Genomic DNA, 17,932 nt, shown 5'->3' with positions numbered 1-17,932 from the left:
GGGCCCGGGACCGATCAGGGAATGACGATGACGGGGCGCTGCGCGCGGCGGGCGAGGCGGCCGGCCACCGATCCGAAGATCCGGCCGACGATGCCGTGCGTGGAGCCGACGACGATGGCGTCGGCGGCGTACTCCCGGCCGACCTCCTCCAGCTCGTGGCAGATGTCGCCGCCGCGCTCGACCAGCACCCAGGGCACCTCGGAGAGATAGTCCGCGCAGGCCAGTTCCAGGCCGAGGACCTCGGTGCGGTGATCGGGGACGTCGACGAAGACGGGGGGCTCGCAGCCCGCCCAGACCGTGGTCGGCAGCCGGTTGGCTACATGGACGATGATCAGGCCGGAGCCGGAGCGTCCGGCCATGCCGATGGCGTAGGCGAGAGCCCGCTCACTCGACATGGAGCCGTCGAAACCGACCACGACTCCGTGCCAGAAGGCGGGATCGCACGCATGGCGTGCTTCTTCGACCGTCCGCGGCTCCGACCCGGGGTCGGCTACCGGCTTGCGGTCTTTGGGTTCAGGGATTTCGTGACCGGCCATCGGTGTCTCGGCGAAGAGAGTCCTCGTGAGGAGGGAACGGTTTCGAGAGGTGCATCAGCAGGTGGTGAAGCTCTGTCCGGGAATCATCTTCCCAACCCCATACCCCCAAGGGTACGGCGTCATACCTGCACCGCCCAGACCCCCGCAAAAGCGTGCGCGACGCTGGAGGGAGCATGCCCGAGGCTGTCCGGGATGGCAATGCCGGTTGTGTCGTACACGGGCCTCGGAGGGGTGGAACACCGTCGGCCGTCCTGTTTTTCAGGACGGCCTCCGGCCCCCTGTCGCGCCGCCCTCCGACGCCCGCACCCGGTCTCCGTTGGCCACGCCGCCGCCGAGCCGTCACCCCGAGGAGTGACTCCGCTCCACACTCGAAGCGGCCTCCGTACGGGACGAGCCCGGCGGTGGCGTGCGGACCGGCCTGCGACGGGGTCCGGACGGTGCCGGCGACCGCCCGCCGGCACCCGCGGTTCTCGTGTTTCACGGCACATCGGTCGGTAATGCGGCACTGTGCGACCTCGGCCCCGCCCACGTCGCGAGGGCCCGCTCCACCCTGCCCCGGCAGTCCGAACGCGCCATGGTTCACGAGGATTGGGGAGCGCACCGGCGCGGCTGGCATAGGGCGGTTGTGCGCCGGGCGTGACCGGATACAGCACACACAACCGATAGTTTTCAGCCAACTTCGCCCGAGTGCCCAACTCTTCGCCGGATGGCCGGAGACCCCACCGCCCACCAGGCAGGAACGGACCGCGCGGTACGCTTTCACCCGACGCGGACGGGCCACGTTGTCGAAGGGCACTTCCCTGTGCGCTTCGCGAGTGAAACGCTTCGTGATCGAACGCTTCACGCCACGTTTCCTTATCGACATTGAGCTGGTGGGGGAAGGTGTCACGGCGGGACCACGCGACGCAGTAGATTCGATCTTGGAAATCGGAGACTGGGGACACGTGCGACACCGAGGGGAAACGTGCAGGAGCGACAGGCCCGTAAGGACCAGGGAGACGCGAACACCGAGGGGGGCTTAGCGTCATGACTCAGGACTCCGCCGCCGCGACGGAGGCCGCACGCAAGCTGACCGGGCGGCGACGCCGGGAAGTCGTTGCCGTGCTGCTGTTCAGCGGCGGCCCTATCTTCGAGAGCTCCATCCCGCTCTCCGTTTTCGGAATCGACCGGCAGGACGCGGGAGTTCCCCGCTACCGCCTGCTGGTCTGCGGCGGCGAGGAAGGACCGTTGCGCACGACCGGTGGGCTCGAACTCACCGCGCCGTACGGCCTGGAGGCGATCAGCAGGGCCGGCACCGTGGTGGTGCCCGCCTGGCGGTCGATCACCTCGCCACCGCCCGCCGAGGCACTGGACGCGCTGCGGCGCGCCCATGAGGAGGGCGCCCGCATCGTCGGTCTGTGCACGGGAGCCTTCGTGCTCGCGGCCGCCGGCCTGCTGGACGGCCGGCCGGCCACCACGCACTGGATGTACGCACCGACGCTGGCCAAGCGCTATCCGTCGGTGCACGTCGATCCGCGCGAGCTGTTCGTGGACGACGGCGATGTGCTCACCTCCGCCGGCACGGCGGCGGGTATCGATCTCTGCCTCCATATAGTCCGCACCGACCACGGCACGGAAGCCGCCGGGGCACTCGCCCGCCGGCTCGTCGTGCCGCCGCGGCGCAGTGGCGGGCAGGAGCGCTACCTGGACAGGTCTTTACCGGAGGAGATCGGGTCCGACCCGCTCGCCGAGGTCGTGGCCTGGGCCCTGGAGCATCTGCACGAGCAGTTCGACGTGGAGACGCTCGCGGCGCGCGCCTATATGAGCAGGAGGACCTTCGACCGCAGGTTCCGCTCGCTCACCGGCAGCGCACCGCTCCAGTGGCTGATCACCCAGCGGGTGCTTCAGGCACAGAGGCTGCTGGAGACCTCCGACTACTCGGTCGACGAGGTCGCCGGCCGCTGCGGCTTCCGCTCCCCGGTCGCGCTGCGCGGGCACTTCCGCCGCCAGCTCGGCTCCTCCCCCGCCGCGTACCGGGCCGCCTATCGGGCCCGTCGTCCGCAGGGGGTGGCGGAGAGTGCCGCGACGGTGGTCGAGACGATGGTGCCCAGCCAGGGGCCGCCGTCCGGACGCCGGAGCTCGCCCGTGTCCTCCGCACCGGTCGCCGTGGCGGCGTCGGTGGGGCCCGGGGAGCACTCCCTGCCGGGTCCTGACGCGTACGTTCCCGGACGCCCGGCCCTGCCGGGACAGCGGAGTGCCCCGTAGGGTGGGGCTCATGAACGACCGCATGGTGTGGATCGACTGCGAGATGACCGGGCTCTCGTTGACGGACGACGCACTCATCGAGGTGGCCGCCCTGGTCACCGACTCGGAGCTGAACGTGCTCGGCGAAGGGGTGGACATCGTGATCCGCCCGCCGGACGCGGCCCTGGAGACCATGCCCGAGGTGGTGCGGCAGATGCACACCGCCTCGGGCCTGCTCGACGAGCTGGCCGGGGGCACCACCCTGGCGGACGCCGAGGAGCAGGTCCTGGCCTACGTCCGCGAGCATGTGAAGGAGCCCGGCAAGGCCCCGCTCTGCGGAAACTCGGTCGGTACCGACCGCGGGTTCCTGGCGCGGGACATGCGGGAGCTGGAGGGCTACCTCCACTACCGGATCGTGGACGTGTCCTCGGTCAAGGAGCTGGCCCGGCGCTGGTACCCCCGGGCGTATTTCAACAGCCCGGCCAAGAACGGCAACCACCGGGCGCTGGCGGACATCCGTGACTCCATCACGGAGCTCCGCTACTACCGGGAGGCGGTCTTCGTACCGCAGCCCGGCCCGGACTCCGAGCGCGCCAAGGAGATCGCGGCGCGTCTGGCTGCTCCGGCCGCACCGTAGGAACCCGCTGGTCACGGGCGTGAGAGCGCCCGTGGACCGGCCCCGGAAAACGGGGGCGCGAGCACCCTCCCGGACCCTGTACACTTTTTCTCGGCCGGTCGGAAACGACCGGGCGACATGGTGGGTATAGCTCAGCTGGCAGAGCACCTGGTTGTGGTCCAGGATGTCGCGGGTTCAAGTCCCGTTACTCACCCTGAAGGAAGGGCCCCGGTCTTCGGACCGGGGCCCTTCTTCGTACGCGCTTCCCCATCAGGCGGTCAGGCGATCCACTGTGAGGGGTGGAGCGTGCGGACAGATGGACCGGTGGCCGGACCGTCGACGACTCGTCGCACTTGGTCTAGACCAAGAATGAGGCTAGGGCCGGAATCATGGTCATGTCCATACCAACGAAGACGGCGGCGAAAGGCCCCGAACGGCCGCCGTCCGGTCGTTCGGGGCCCCGGGTCAGACCGTCGGCGCCTCCACATGGGCGACGACCTGGGCGTGGAAGCGGTCCACGGCCTCGTCGACACTGCGGATGAAGCCGGTCTCGGCGCTTCCCCGGCCGTTGCCCATGCCCTTGAACAAGGAGAGCCGGAAGCCGGTGATCTGCGCCCCGTCCTTCGGGAGGAGGTCGGCGGGCTCCGGGCGCAGCCGCTCCAGGGTGCCGCGGGGGCCGGGGCCCTGGCCGTCGACGAGCGTCTCGATGTGCAGGTCGGCAGGGGCCTCGGCGAGCCGCCGGACCAGCCGCTTCGCCCGGGTGAGGGGGTAGCCCGTCTCCTCGGCGGGGACCTCGATGGACGTACGGAGCTTGGCGGTGCGCAGATCGGCAGTGATGGCCAGGACGCCCGGGGTGCCCTCGATGCGGATCTCGGCGTTCAGCCTGCCCTGCTCGCAGAGGTGGTCGGCCAGCTCGGCACGGCGGGTGCCCGGGTCGGAGCCGCGCCGCGCGCGCTGGACCGGCAGGACCTTCTGCCCCAGCTCACCGCCCAGCCGCAGGCAGACCTGCCGCACCAGCCGCTCCCAGTTCTCGATGACCTCCAGGGCCCGGGCGTCGCCCTGGCACAGGGTCTCGTCGTCGATGCCCCGGCGTACGGGCACCCAGGCCGCGCCCATGTTCTGGAAGCCGTGGCAGCCGGAGTTCTCGTGCTGGAGGTACAGGAGGAGCTCCTGGAGCAGCCAGGCGTGCGCGGCGTTGCCGACCCCCTCGTGGCGGATCAGCATCTGCGCCTGGTGCACGACCTCCGCCCAGGACAGGTGCCAGAGCGCGACCTTGTGCTTGCGCCGCCGGTCGATCCGCACGTCGACGAGCGGACTGCCTTCGAGCGCGACGTCGTTGGACAGGGTGATCACGGCCTCGTACCCGCGCCGGGCGGCGATGTCCATGTACGCCTGCACCTGGTCGGGCTTGAGCGCGTTCCCGTTGGTCTTGGTCTCGACGAGCGCGGTCCACAGCTTGCCCGCCCGCTCGACCCGGACCACCCCGTCCGGGCGGCGCGGCGACTCCCCGTGCGGCAGGGTCACTTCGGTGTACGTCTCCATCCGGCCCGCCGGTGCGCCGAATCCGGCGGTGAGACGGCGGCCGAACTCCGGCACCTGGGCCATCACGGACAGCACGACGGAGGTGGCCCGCGTCTCGCGCTCACGGTCGCTCTTGAGCGCCGACACGGGGAACAGCCGGGCGGAGCGCCACGACTCGTTGTCGGCGAGGCTCTTCTTGGCCGTACGGGGAAGCGTGACCTTCTTCTTCGCCGTACGGGGGCGGCGAGCGGGCTTCGGTACGGGGGCGGGGTCGGGGTCGACGGGCTCCGGTACGGCGGAAGCCCGCGGTGCGGCGGAAGCCTGCGGTGCGGCCGGGGTCGTCGCCGGGGCGGCAGCCGTGGCCGCGGACCCGGCGCCCCGGCTCTGGGCGGGAACCACCGCGGGCGGCTCCGGTGCGTCCGGCCCGGCGGCGGCGGACGGCTCCGGAACCACCGGCCCATGCGCCTCCGGTTCCGGTTCCTGGTCCGCCACCGCTCCCGGCGATTCCTCCGCCGCGTCGTCGTCGATGTCGACGCCGTAGTCGGTGGCCAGCCCCGCGAGCCCCGAAGCGTAGCCCTGGCCGACGGCGCGGAACTTCCACTCCCCCGAGCGCCGGTACAGCTCACCGAAGATCACCGCGCTGACCTCGTCGGCCCCTTCCACGGCGAACCGGACCAGGCCGTCGCCCGCGCTGTCCGCGAGGGTGAGCCGGAGGTCGTCCAGTTCGCCGAAGCGGGAGCCTGCGTAGCGGCTGGCGGCGACGACCACCTTCTCGATCTCCTGCGGAACGGCGTCCAGATCGAAGCTGATCCGGTCCTCGCTGCCGTCGGCCGTGGGCGTCTTGCCCAGCAGCTGCACGCTTCCGTTGCCGGCCACGGGGTTGTTGTAGAAGCAGAAGTCGACGTCGCTGCGGACCTTGCCGTCGCCGTCGAGCAGAAGTACGGAGACATCGGCGTCGCCCTCGCCCGTGGTGCTGCTCCACCCCAGGCTGACCACCACAGAGCCGACATCCTCGCTCAGCGTCGCAAGACCGACGTTGGCGCCCTTGACCATCTCGTGCACGAGGCCCCCCAGATGCACAGCCGCCCGGAACGCACCCTGGCAGCCCACCGTGTGACGTGTGTGGTGCGTCACACATTCGCCGTACTCCGCGAACAGTAGCCGCCGGAGCCGGGGAGCGTGAAGAACTTGTGAAATCCCGAGGTCAAGCCACCGTAAAGACGGTCGCGCAGGACGGTCACGACGAGTCGCGGACCACCAGTTCCGTGGGCAGCACCACCGAGGGGCGCTCGTCGCCCGGGGTGCGGCCCGCGATCTCGTCCAGGAGGAGCTGGGCCATCCGGCGGCCCATCTCCTCGATGGGCTGGCGGACGCTGGTGAGGGGCGGGTGCATATGGCGGGCGACCACCGAGTCGTCGAAGCCGATCAGGGCCACGTCCTCGGGGATGCGGCGGTCCGCCTCGCGCAGGACCTGGCGGGCGCCGGCGGCCATCACGTCGGAGGCCACGAAGACCGCGTCCAGACCGGGGCGGCGGGCCAGGAGGTCGCGCATCGCCCGCGCGCCGCCCTCCTCGGTGAAGTCGGCGGGGGCGATGAGGCGTTCGTCGGGGGCCAGGCCGGCGGCGGAGAGGGCCGCGCGGTAGCCGTCCAGGCGGCGCTGGGCGCCGTAGACCTCCAGGCGGCCGGTGATCGTGGCGACCTGGCGGCGGCCCCGGGAGACCAGGTGCTCGACGGCGGCCCGCGCGCCCTCGAAGTTGTCGGAGTCGACCGAGGGCAGCGTCTCGGCCGCGTGCCGGGCGCCGCTGATCACACAGGGCATGCCCAGCTGCTCCAGGAGCTCCGGCAGCGGGTCGTCGGCGTGCACCGCGACGAGGAGGACCCCGTCGACCCGGTGGGCGGTGAGGTACTGGGCGAGGCGGCGGCGCTCGCGGTCGTTGCCGACGAGGGTGAGGAGCAGCTGCATCTCGGTGTCGGCCAGGGCCGCGCCGACGCCGCGCACTATCGCGGAGAAGTACGGCTCGGCGAAGAAGCGGGTCTCCGGCTCGGGCACCACCAGCGCGATGGCGTCGGTGCGGTTGCCCGCCAGGGCGCGGGCCGCGCGGTTGGGGACGTACCCCAGCTCGGCCACGGCCGCCTCGACCGCCTCCCGGGTCGCGTCGCTGACCCGGGGCGAGCCGTTGATGACCCGCGAGGCGGTGCCCCGGCCGACCCCGGCCCGTGCCGCCACCTCTTCGAGCGTGGGCCGCCCGCCGCTCCGTACTCGCGCTGCCGCCATGGCCGCCTCCCCGTTCCCGGTCAATTTCTCACAGCCGTAACGTCAATCCAAGTCCTGGATCGATCACCTCGACGAGCGTACGGACAGTGTATTGGGAGCGCTCCCAAGCAGGGCGGGGAATGAGCTGTGGGCCGGTCGGAAGCGACCGGCCCACAAGCTTGGCCACGAGGTCAGGCGTCCGGGGCGGCCGCCGGGGGCAGTGCGTGGCGGGCGATCACGTCGCCGTACCAGTGGGCGCTGGACTTCGGCGTACGGCGCTGGGTCGCGTAGTCGATGTACACCGCGCCGAACCGCTTCGCATAGCCGTAGCCCCACTCGAAGTTGTCCATCAGGGACCAGAGGAAGTAGCCCCGCACATCCGCCCCGTCGGCCGCCGCCCGGCGCACAGCCTCCAGGTGCCCGTGCAGATAGGCGATCCGCTCGGGGTCGTGGACCCGGCCGTCCGCGTCCGGGGCGTCGTCGAAGGCCGCGCCGTTCTCGGTGACCATCAGCGGCAGGTCCGGGTGTTCGCGCGAGACGTCCATGAGGAGGTCGTACAGGCCCTCCGGCTTGACCGACCAGTTCATCGCGGTGACCGGGCGGCCCTCGGCGAGGTGGAAGGCGACGTGCTCCGAGCCGGGCCACGGGGAGTGCTCGCTGCTGCCGTGGCCGTCGTTGCGGGTGTCGCCGGCGCCGTCGGCGGGCGTGGACACGATGGTGGGCGTGTAGTAGTTGACGCCGAGCACGTCGATCGGGTGCGCGATGGCTGCCAGGTCGCCTTCCTGGATCAACTCGGGCCAGTTCACGATGCGTTCGGTGTCGGCCAGGAGGTCTTCCGGGTATGCGCCCTTCAGCATCGGACCGGTGAAGATCCGGTTGCCGACCGCGTCGATCCGGCGCGCCGCGTCCGCGTCCGCCTCGCTGTCGGTCAGCGGGCGCACCTGGTGGAGGTTGAGGGTGACCGAGGTCTGCGCGGCGGCGGGGAGGTTCGCGCGCAGCGCCTCGGCCGCCCGGCCGTGGGCGAGGTTGAGGTGGTGGGCGGCCCGCAGCGCGGCGGCCGGTTCGGTACGGCCGGGGGCGTGGACCCCGGAGCCGTAACCGAGGAAGGCCGAGCACCAGGGCTCGTTGAGCGTGGTCCACATCGAGACCCGGTCGCCCAGCGCGCGGGCCATGATGGCCGCGTAGTCCGCGAACCGTTCGGCCGTCGCACGCTCGGGCCAGCCGCCCGCGTCCTCCAACTCCTGCGGCAGGTCCCAGTGGTAGAGCGTGGCCACGGGCTTGATGCCGGCCGCCAGCAGTTCGTCGACGAGCGAGCGGTAGAAGTCGAGGCCGCGCTCCACGGCGGGGCCCCGGCCGGTGGGCTGGACGCGGGACCAGGAGACGGAGAAGCGGTACGCCTGGAGGCCGAGGCGCTTCATCAGGGCGACGTCGTCGCGGTAGTGGTGGAAGTGGTCGGCGGCCACGTCCCCGGTGTCGCCGTTCCGGACCTTGCCGGGTGTGTGGCTGAAGGTGTCCCAGATGGACGGGGTGCGGCCCCGCTCGGTGGCCGCGCCCTCCACCTGGTACGCGGCGGTGGCCGCGCCCCAGAGGAAGCCGGTCGGGAAGGGGGCCGTGGCGGCGGGCGCCTGCTGCGGGACCGTGTCAGGTCGGACGGCTGTCATGCGGGAGCGCTCCCTGAGAGGTGAGGGGTGAAGATAAGGAGGGGGGAAGCAGGGGGCGGGTCGGCCCTTGACGGTGGGTCAGCCTTTGACGGCGCCGGACATGATCCCGCCGACGATCTTCTTGCCGAAGACCACGAACACCACCAGCAGCGGCAGCGTGCTGATCAGCGCGCCCGCCATCACGATGGACTGGTCGGGGGTGTACGAGGCGCTGAGCTGGCCGAGGGCCACCTGCAGGGTCGGGTTCTGCTGGTTGAGGGCGAGGTAGGGCCAGAAGAAGTCGTTCCACGCCTGGACGAAGGTCAGCATCCCGAGCACCATCATCGCGGGGCGCGCCACCGGCAGCACCACGCTCACCACGATGCGGAAGTTGTTCGCGCCGTCGATCTTGGCGGCCTCGATCAGCTCGTACGGCAGCGCCTCGATCAGGTACTGGCGCATGAAGAACACGCCGAACGCGCTGACCAGCGTCGGGAAGATCACCGATTCGAGCTGCCCGCCCCAGCCGAGGCCGGACATCATCATGAAGAGCGGGACGACGCTGAGCTGCGGCGGGATGGTGAGGGTGGCGATGACCGCGGTCATCAGCCAACCCCGGCCCCGGAAGCGCATCTTGGCGAAGGCGTAGCCGGCGAGCGTGCAGAAGAAGAGCGTCGCGAGGGTGATCGAGGACGAGACGATGACGCTGTTGAGGATCGCCTTGCCGAGGTTGGCCTGCTCCCAGGCGGTCTGGATGTTCTCGATCAGCTTTCCGCCCGGGAGGAACGGCGGTGTGGAGGCGAGGACTTCGTCCTGGGTGCGGGAGGCCGCGACCAGGGTCCAGTAGAGCGGCAGGAGCGAGCCGAAGCCGACGACGGTGAGCGCGATGTACGCGAACGGGCCGCCCTTCAGCTGCTGGCCGGCGCCCATCCGGAAGCGGCTCGGGCGCTGCGGGTCACGGTTCTTCGGGGCCGACACGAGCTTTACGGGGGCGGGGTGCGTGGGGCTGGTCATGGTCATGGAAGCGCTCCCGGTCAGACCGCGGACTTGCGGACGAATCGGCCGATGAACCAGTTGGCCGCGGCGATGATCAGCAGGAGGGCGAGCATCGCCCAGGCGACGGCGGCGGCCGGTCCGAGGTGTCCCAGGTTCCAGCCGTAGTTGTAGAGGTAGATGCTGAGCGTCTCGTACTGGTTCTCGTTGCCGCCGGTGGCGCCCAGCGCGCCGCCCTCCAGCAGCAGAGGTTCGCCGAACAGCTGCATGGAGCCGATGGTGGAGATGACGATGGTGAACAGGATCGTCGGCCGCAGCGAGGGAATGGTGACCTTGCGGAACTGCTGCCAGCGCGACGCGCCGTCCAACGAGGCCGCCTCGTAAAGGTCGTTGGGGACGGCCTGCATCGCCGCCAGGTAGATCAGCGCGTTGTAGCCGGTCCAGCGCCAGATCACGATGATCGAGATGGCGAGCTTCGACGTCCAGTGCCCGTTGGCCCAGTTGACCGGATCGAAGCCGACGAGGCCGAGCGTCCAGTTGAGCAGTCCGCCGTCGGCCCGGAAGACCAGGGCGAAGACGAGGGCGGCCGAGGCGACCGACGTCGCGTACGGGGTGAGGATGATCGTGCGCCAGAACGTGCTGGCGCGCAGCCGGTAGTTGAGGAGATGGGCGAGGCCGAGGGCCACCAGGAGCTGCGGGACGGTGGAGATGACGCCGATCAGGAAGGTGTTGCTGACCGAGGTCCAGAACTCGGGGTCGTGCAGGATCTTGTCGAAGTTCTCCCAGCCCACCCACTCCATCGAGTCCAGGCCGGTCATCTCCACCCGGTGCAGGGCGATCCAGCCGGTGTAGAGGAGCGGGTAGAGCCCGAAGGCGCCGAAGACGAGGAAGAACGGCGCGATGTACGCGTACGGGGAGGCCTTGTCGTCGAACCGCCACAGTCGGCTGCGCCACAACTGCCGCCGTTCGCTGGGCGGTTCCTTCTTCGGTTCACGGGGCGTCTTCGCGTACGCGTCCCGGGTGGGGGTCGAGGTTGCCACGGGCGGGGCGTCCTTCCCTGGGTGCGGCTGGGGAGTCGGGCGGGCGGGCCGGGGCGGGCGGGCGGGTCAGCTGCCGCCCGCCCCGGATGGGCGAATCGAGGTCAGCCGATGGCCTTGTCGATCGTCCGCACGGCCGCGTCCCAGGCCTTGTCGGGGCTGGTGCCGCGCTGCTCCATGTTGTTGATCTGGGTGGAGATGGAGTCCTTGATCACGCCGTCCTTCGGGCCGAGGACCGCCTCGGGGATGGACTTCGCGCCGTCGGCGTAGATCTGGCCGATGGGGGCGTTGTTGAAGTACGGCAGGGTCGCGTTCTTCACGTCGGGCAGCTCGTAGGCGCCCTGGTTGGACGGGAAGACGCCGATCGCCTTGAAGACGGCGGCCTGCTGCTCGGGGGCGGTCAGCCACGCGACGAGCTTGGACGCCTCGGCGACGTTCTTCCCGGACTTGGGCACGGCGAGGAAGGAGCCGCCCCAGTTGGCGGAGGTGTTGCCGGGGGCGCTGGTGATGTCCCACTTGCCCTTGTTGGCGTCACCGGCGTACGTGGAGATCTGGCCGGCCATCCAGGCGGGGCAGACGACGGTGGCGACGGTGCTCTTGCGCAGGGCCGCCTGCCACTGGTCCTCGAACTGGGCGAGTCCCTGCGTCAGCTTCTTGGACGCGGCCTCGGCGGCGAGGTCCCAGCCCTTCTGGACGCTGGCGCTCTTCTCGTAGATCGGCTTGCCGCTCGCGTCGTAGTACTGCTCGGGGCTGGAGCTGACGACGGCGTTGAACATGGCGCTCGCGGAGTCCATGAAGTACGTGCCGGCGGGGGCCTTCTTCTTGTACTGCTCGCCGAGCGCGAGGAAGTCCTCCCAGCCGCCCTCGGTCAGCTTCGCGACCTCGGCGCGGTCGGTGGGCAGTCCGGCCTTCTCGAACAGCTCACGGTTGTAACAGAGGGACATGGGGCCGATGTCGGTGCCCGCGCCGATGACCGCGCCGCCGGGGGCGGTGGCCTGCTTCGCCTTCCACGACACCCACTCGTCCACGCCGATCGACTTGGAGAGGTCGGCGAAGGAGTCCGCCTTGGTGTCGACGATCTCCTTGATGCGGCCGACCTCGATGCCCTGGACGTCGGCGAGGCCGCCGCCGGAGTTCAGCTGCTGGAGGAGCTTGGGGTAGTAGTTCTTCTCCTCGGCGGTGGTGTCCTCCTTGACCGTGATCTTCGGGTTGAGCTCGTGGTACTTCTCGAAGAGCCCGGCCTCCTTGTACCCGAACTGCCCGAAGTCGGCGACGGTCAGGGTGATGTTCCCGTCCGCGTCGGCTCCCTTGTCCGAGTCGGACGAGCCGCCGCATCCGGTGAGGAGGAGGGCCGTGACCGTGAGGCCCGTGGTGGCCACGAGGGCGGTTCTGTGGCGTCGACCGGCAACGCTGCGGGTGATGCGCATTCCACTGCTCCTTGTTCCGGGGATCCGGCAATGGCGCATGGGAGCGCTCCCATGCATCGTTGCCGGAAGGTTCCTGCCTCAAGGGGGTGGGTGTCAAGAGTTGAAGACGATTCCGTTGCCGAGGGATGTCCGGTGCGTCACGGAGGGGCCGTTGGGCCGCCCTCCCGCCGGAAGGTGAACGGGGGCGGGCCGGACCGAATGTGACGCCCGAGCACCCCACCCCTGTTAATTTCTCCCTTATGCACCTTTTGATCATCCCGGTCGTCGCCGACACCAGCCCTGGTGAGTGAGGCGGGATGGGCGTCCTGCGTGACCATCCCGAACTGGCACTCTTCTTTTGCCTCGCGGCCGGCTACCTCGTCGGCAAACTCCGCGTCGGCCCGATCACGCTCGGAGGCATCTGCGGCACCCTGATCGTCTCGCTGCTGCTGGGCACCCGGCACATCAGCGTCGACGACGACGTCAAGACGGTCTTCTTCGCGCTGTTCATCTTCTCGCTCGGCTACATGGCCGGTCCGCAGTTCTTCGCCAACCTCAACCGCAAGAGCCTGCGCTTCTTCACGCTCTGCCTGATCGAACTGGTCTGCGTCCTCGGCATCGCCTACGGGCTCGCCAAGGCCTTCGACCTGGACGTGGGCACGGCCGCCGGAATCCTCGCGGGAGCGGCGACCGAATCCGCCGTCGTGGGAACGGCGACCGAGGCCATCGGCAAGCTCGACGATCTGACCTCCGAACAGATCAGCCAGTACCAGGGGCACGTGGCCACTGCGTACACGGTCTGCTATCTGTTCGGCCTGATCACCATCGTGCTCTTCACCAGCCAGATCATGCCGATGCTGCTGCGCATCAACCTGGCGGACGCCTCGCGCGAGCTGTGGGAGAAGATGCGCGGCGGGCAGGGCGGGCTGGAGTCCGACGAGCACGAGGCGCTGCCCGGCATGGTCGGCCGCACCTATCTGGTGACGCTGGCGGACGGGCGGACCGTCGGTGATCTGGAAAGCGCCCTGGGCGGCCGGATCACCATCGAGGGCGTCAAACGCGGCAGCAAGCTGCTGACCCCCTCGCCCGGTCTGGAGCTGACGCTCAGCGACCTGATCCAGGTGGTCGGGCTGCGGTCGGCCATCATCGAGGCCGGCCGGGAGATCGGCCCGGAGACGCCCGCCGTGCCGGGGCTCGACACCCCGCTGGCCACCGGCCAGGTCGCCGTCACCGAGAAGGAGACGATCGGCGCGAGCATCGACCGGCTGGTCAAGCGCCATCCGGAGTTCCGCAAGGACGGCGTCTACGTCACCGACGTCCTGCGCAACGACCAGCATCTGCCCGCCAGCGGCGAGACGGTCCTCGCCCGGGGCGACGTGCTCACCCTGGTCGGCGCCCGGGGCGGGCTGAACCGGATCGTCTCGAAGCTCGGCGCGGTCGTGAAGAACGACGCGACCGACTTCATCTACCTCGGCTTCGGCATCGTGGCGGGCTCCCTGCTCGGCCAGATCGTCGTCAAGTTCGGGGACATCCCGATGTCGCTCGGCACCGGCGGCGGCTGTCTGATCTCCGGCCTGCTCTTCGGCTGGTTCCGCTCCCGCAGCCAGACCTTCGGGGCGTTCCCGCCGCAGGCCGCGAGCACGCTCAAGGACATGGGCCTGGCCGTCTTCATCGCCTGCACCGGCCTGGCCGCCGGACCGCAGGCCTGGCCGCTGCTGAAGGAGTACGGGGCGCTGCTGCCGTTCGCGGGCATCGCCATGGTGCTGGTCCCCGCGACCGTCTCGCTGATCGTCGGGCGCAAGCTGCTGAAGATCGAGAAGCCGCTGCTGATCGGCGCCATCGCCGGTCAGCAGTGCTCGACCCCGGCGATCACCTCCATCACCCAGGTGGCCCAGAGCTCCGTACCGCTCCTCGGCTACACGATCACGTACACGCTCTCCAACTTCCTGCTGCCGCTGACCGGGCCCATCCTCGTCGGCGTGCTGGGGGCCTGACGTGCTCGCCCTTCGCGACCACCGACCCGTACGGAACGGACACCACCATGGACACCACCACAGAAGCCAGGACGCACAGGGCCGGCCTCAGCCGTGAGGAGATCCGGTCGTTCGCCCGGCTCTCGCCCTTCGAGCTGAAGGACAAGTTCATCCAGATCGCGACGGACGCGCAGAGCGACCGGCCGGGCCAGAAGGGGAAGACGACCCGCGCCATGCTCAACGCGGGCCGCGGCAACCCGAACTGGGTCGCCACCGGGCCCCGCGAGGCGTACCACGCGCTCGGCTACTTCGCGCTGTCGGAGTCCCGGCGGGTGTGGACGGCCGACAACCTGGGCGGCATGCCGGAGGAGTCGGGGTGCGCGGAGCGCTTCGAGCGCTTCGTCCGTACGCATCCGGAGCTGCCGGGCATCGAACTGCTGAAGGCGAGCGTGGACCTGGCGGTGAAGCGGTTCGGCTTCGACCGGGACGCCTTCGTGCACGAGCTGGCGGACTCCTCGATCGGCGACAACTACCCGGTGCCGGACCGGATCCTGCGCCACACCGAGGAGATCGTGCGCGGCTACCTCGCGGATGAGATGTTCGACCACCGGCCGCCGGAGGGGCAGACGCTGAGCCTGTTCGCGACCGAGGGCGGCACGGCGGCGATGTGCTATGTCTTCGACTCGCTGCTGAAGAACGGCATCCTGGAGAAGGGCGACCGGATCGCCCTGATGGTGCCGGTGTTCACCCCGTACCTGGAGATCCCGGAGCTGGACACGTACGACTTCGACGTGGTGCACGTGGAGGCGAGCCTGTTCACGGAGACCGGGGTGCGGCAGTGGCGCTACCCGGAGGAGGAGATCGCCAAGCTGGCGGACCCGTCGGTGAAGCTGGTCTGCTGCGTGAACCCGAGCAACCCGCCCTCGCTGGCGCTCTCCTCGCGGGTCTCCGAGCAGATCGTGTCCATCGTCGGCGAGCGGAACCCGAACCTGATCATCGTGACGGACGATGTGTACGGAACGTTCGTGGAGGGCTTCCGCTCGCTCGCCGCCGACGTGCCGCGCAACACGCTCCTGGTCTACTCCTACTCCAAGCACTACGGGGCGACCGGCTGGCGGCTCGGGGTGATCGCGCTGCACGACGACAACGTGATCGACGCGATGCTGAAGGAGCAGGGGGCGGACCAGAAGGATCGGCTCAACAGGCGTTACGGGACACTCTCGTTGGAGCCGGAGAAGATGCGGTTCATCGACCGGATGGTGGCGGACTCGCGGCAGGTGGCGCTGAACCACACGGCGGGACTCTCACTGCCGCAGCAGACGATGATGGCGCTGTTCTCGCTCTTCGACATGCTCGACGAGGGCCAGGCCTACAAGCACCGGATCCGGGCGATCGTCCAACAGCGGCTCGAACTCCTGCTGGAGGGCGTGCACATGAAGGTGTCGGAGGACCCGAAGCGGGCCGCGTACTACATCGAGCTGGATCTGCTGGCCGAGGCGGAGCGGGTGCACGGAAAGCCGTTCGCCGACTTCCTGGAGAAGAACTACGAGCCGGTCGACCCGCTGTTCCGGCTGGCCGAGCAGACCTCGGTGGTGCTGCTCAACGGCGGTGGCTTCGACGGCCCGGAGTGGTCGGTGCGGGTGTCGCTGGCCAACCTGGACGACCTGGACTATCTGAAGATCGGCCATCATCTGCGGGCGATCTTCGACGAGTACGCGGAGGAGTGGCGGGCCGGGGATTCCAGCCCGTCCGGCGTCTGAGGCCATCTCTTCGGGCGTGGGTGCCGGGCGTGGGTGCCGGGCGTGGGGACGCGCCCCGGCCGGAGGTGGGGGTGGGGTCCGGCCGGGGCGCGCGTGGGGGGCGCGGTGGATTCCGGGGGGCGTGCGGGCTACTTGTAGGCCGCGAAGGCCTTCGTGAAGGCCAGCGGCTCCTGGTCGATCGAGCTGCAGGTGGCGTCGGCCTCCGGCTTGGGGCCGCCGGGGCAGGCCTTGTCCCGGGTGCCGGACCACATCGCGAGGCGGCCGATGCCCTTCTGCTCGGCGAACTCCACCAGCTGGCCCGCGTCCTCGACGGTGAAGATCTCGGTGACGACGTCGTTGACGCCGATCATCGGGGTGACCGCGACGGCCTGCCACGCGGCGGCCTCCGAGAGACCGAGGACGCCCTTGATCTGGGCCTGGGTGGCGGTCGCCGCCTGGATCGCGTACGCGCCCATGTCGTCGCTGTAGGCAGGGCCGTAGTCCATCGCCATGATGTTGACCCCGTCGACGCGGACGCCGTTCTTCTTCGCGTCGGCCAGCAGGTCCACGCCCGGCTGGGTCAGGCCCTCGGGCATCACGGGCAGCGTGAAGGCGACGTCGAGGTCCGGATACTTCTTCTGGAGCTGGGCGATGGCCTGGGAGCGGCGGGTGTTGGCGGCCGTGTCGGGCAGGGCGGCGCCCTCGATGTCGAAGTCGACCTTGGTCAGGTCGTAGGCGTCGACGACCTTGCCGTACGCGGCGGCGAGGTCGTCGGCGGAGGAGCAGTTGAGGGCCAGTTCGGCACCGGCCGCGCCGCCGAAGGAGACCCGGACGTCACCGCCCTTGCCGCGCAACGCACCGATCTGGGAGGCGACTTGGTCGTCGCCGAGGCCAGTGACACCGCCCCAGAGCGGGGCGCAGCTGCCGCCGGAGGTGATGAAGGCGAGGTGGAACTCCTTCACACCGGTCTTCGTCGCCGTGTCCAGGAGGTCGTACGCGGGATTGAGGGACGTGTCGACGTACGGGGCGAACCGGGCGCCGGTTTCCCCACCGCCACCGGGGCGATCGGTGGCGGTGGGGGTCGGCGTGGGGGGCTGGGTGGCCGGGGTGCTCGCAGAAGGGGTGGCCGTCGGCGTGGGGGCCGTGGTCGGGGTGTCCGTGGGGCGGCCGCTGGGGGTGGGGGTCGCGCCGCCGTCGACGGAGCAGGCGGCGTTGTTGATCAGGCAGCCGGCCGGGTCGCCCGCGGTGCCGGCGGCGGAGGTGACGAAGCCGACCGTGACGGACTTGCCGGGGGCGAGTTCCTTGTCCCAGCTCGCGGGCTTCACGGTGACGCGGCCGTCCTTCACCGTGTGCTCGCCGTTCCAGAGCGATCCGATGCTCGTGCCCGCCGGGAGGTCGAACTCCAGCGTCCAGTCGGTGAGGGGCTTGTCGGTCTCGTTGGTGACGACGTACTGGCCGGTGTAGCCGCCGTTCCAGTCGCTGGTACGGGTGTAGGCCGCGCCGATCGCGGCGGCCTGCGCCGTGCCGGTCAGCGCGAAGACCGTGCCGCCGACTACGGCGGCGGCCACGATCGCGCCGATCGCCTTGGTGCGGGTGGTCGTCGTGCGACGGTGCGTACGGGAAGCCATCAACGTGCCCTGCCTGCCTCTGTGTCCTGCGGATCTTTCTGGGGGATGCGGAGCACGCTAGCGGCAGCAGAACGGGCAAAGAGGGCGTTACGGGCGTGAGTTGATGTTCTTAGGGCGCGCTTAAGGAACGCATGGGCGCGGGTTAATGCTGAGGCCGGTGGCGGGTCGGTGCGCCGCGAACCGGTGGCGGGTCAGCACTGGAGGCCGGTGGTGGGCCGGTGCCGCGAACCGGTGGCGGGTCAGCACTGGAGGCCGGTGGCGGGTCCGAGCCGCGACCGCCGGCCGGTCAGTGCTGGGGGCCGGTGGTGGTGCGGGTCTCGCCGCCCCGGCGGCGGCCGAGTCGGCGGCCGACCCGGCGGCCGACCC

General features: G+C 70.2%; 12 protein-coding genes and 1 tRNA gene. 5 read left to right on the top strand and 8 right to left on the bottom strand.

What is annotated here, in order from left to right; all coding sequences use genetic code 11:
- Positions 1-14 precede the first annotated feature (14 nt).
- Positions 15-536: a universal stress protein gene (locus G3I54_RS05465; protein ID WP_164611683.1), complete on the bottom strand. Its 522-nt coding sequence runs from the start codon at positions 534-536 to the stop codon at positions 15-17.
- A gap of 1,026 nt (positions 537-1,562) precedes the next feature.
- On the opposite strand from G3I54_RS05465, the gene G3I54_RS05460 reads away from it, so the two are divergent.
- The 3 genes from G3I54_RS05460 to G3I54_RS05450 all read left to right on the top strand — a co-directional run bounded on the left by G3I54_RS05460 (position 1,563) and on the right by G3I54_RS05450 (position 3,589).
- Positions 1,563-2,780 (top strand): helix-turn-helix domain-containing protein, encoded by a 1,218-nt coding sequence (locus tag G3I54_RS05460; protein ID WP_164611681.1) that lies wholly within the window; start codon positions 1,563-1,565, stop codon positions 2,778-2,780.
- Between the two features lie 10 nt (positions 2,781-2,790).
- Positions 2,791-3,396 carry an oligoribonuclease gene (gene orn, locus G3I54_RS05455; protein ID WP_164611679.1) on the top strand — a complete coding sequence of 202 codons (606 nt, stop codon included), beginning with the start codon at positions 2,791-2,793 and terminating at the stop codon, positions 3,394-3,396.
- Positions 3,397-3,516: 120 nt separating this feature from the next.
- A tRNA-His gene (locus G3I54_RS05450) sits at positions 3,517-3,589 on the top strand.
- 251 nt (positions 3,590-3,840) lie between these two features.
- On the opposite strand, the gene G3I54_RS05445 is transcribed toward G3I54_RS05450, so the two are convergent.
- The 6 genes from G3I54_RS05445 to G3I54_RS05420 form a co-directional block, all read right to left on the bottom strand.
- Positions 3,841-5,949 carry a TerD family protein gene (locus G3I54_RS05445; protein WP_164611816.1) on the bottom strand — a complete coding sequence of 703 codons (2,109 nt, stop codon included), beginning with the start codon at positions 5,947-5,949 and terminating at the stop codon, positions 3,841-3,843.
- A gap of 184 nt (positions 5,950-6,133) precedes the next feature.
- Entirely contained in the window at positions 6,134-7,171 is a 1,038-nt protein-coding gene (locus G3I54_RS05440; protein WP_164611676.1) for a LacI family DNA-binding transcriptional regulator, read from the bottom strand.
- A 170-nt stretch (positions 7,172-7,341) separates the two neighbouring features.
- The gene (locus G3I54_RS05435) at positions 7,342-8,811 is read right to left on the bottom strand and encodes a GH1 family beta-glucosidase (protein WP_164611674.1); all 1,470 of its coding nucleotides are present in this window, start codon (positions 8,809-8,811) and stop codon (positions 7,342-7,344) included.
- Positions 8,812-8,889: 78 nt separating this feature from the next.
- Positions 8,890-9,810, bottom strand: coding sequence for a carbohydrate ABC transporter permease (locus tag G3I54_RS05430; protein WP_164611672.1), 921 nt, complete (start codon positions 9,808-9,810; stop codon positions 8,890-8,892).
- Positions 9,811-9,824: 14 nt separating this feature from the next.
- Complete coding sequence (locus G3I54_RS05425; protein ID WP_164611670.1) at positions 9,825-10,823, bottom strand: sugar ABC transporter permease; 999 nt, start codon at positions 10,821-10,823, stop codon at positions 9,825-9,827.
- Between the two features lie 101 nt (positions 10,824-10,924).
- Positions 10,925-12,247: an ABC transporter substrate-binding protein gene (locus G3I54_RS05420; RefSeq protein ID WP_164611668.1), complete on the bottom strand. Its 1,323-nt coding sequence runs from the start codon at positions 12,245-12,247 to the stop codon at positions 10,925-10,927.
- 296 nt (positions 12,248-12,543) lie between these two features.
- On the opposite strand from G3I54_RS05420, the gene aspT reads away from it, so the two are divergent.
- Positions 12,544-14,220 carry an aspartate-alanine antiporter gene (gene aspT / locus G3I54_RS05415; RefSeq protein WP_164611666.1) on the top strand — a complete coding sequence of 559 codons (1,677 nt, stop codon included), beginning with the start codon at positions 12,544-12,546 and terminating at the stop codon, positions 14,218-14,220.
- Between the two features lie 47 nt (positions 14,221-14,267).
- Positions 14,268-15,959 carry a bifunctional aspartate transaminase/aspartate 4-decarboxylase gene (locus G3I54_RS05410; protein ID WP_164611664.1) on the top strand — a complete coding sequence of 564 codons (1,692 nt, stop codon included), beginning with the start codon at positions 14,268-14,270 and terminating at the stop codon, positions 15,957-15,959.
- A gap of 128 nt (positions 15,960-16,087) precedes the next feature.
- Here G3I54_RS05410 and G3I54_RS05405 read toward each other — a convergent pair whose 3' ends face one another.
- Positions 16,088-17,566 (bottom strand): cellulose binding domain-containing protein, encoded by a 1,479-nt coding sequence (locus G3I54_RS05405; RefSeq protein ID WP_164611662.1) that lies wholly within the window; start codon positions 17,564-17,566, stop codon positions 16,088-16,090.
- Positions 17,567-17,932: the final 366 nt, after the last annotated feature.

This window comes from Streptomyces sp. SID14515 (genome assembly GCF_010548505.1).
In the GTDB taxonomy this organism is placed as follows: Bacteria; Actinomycetota; Actinomycetes; order Streptomycetales; family Streptomycetaceae; genus Streptomyces; species Streptomyces caviscabies.
This window is presented reverse-complemented; position numbering and strand designations above follow the sequence as displayed.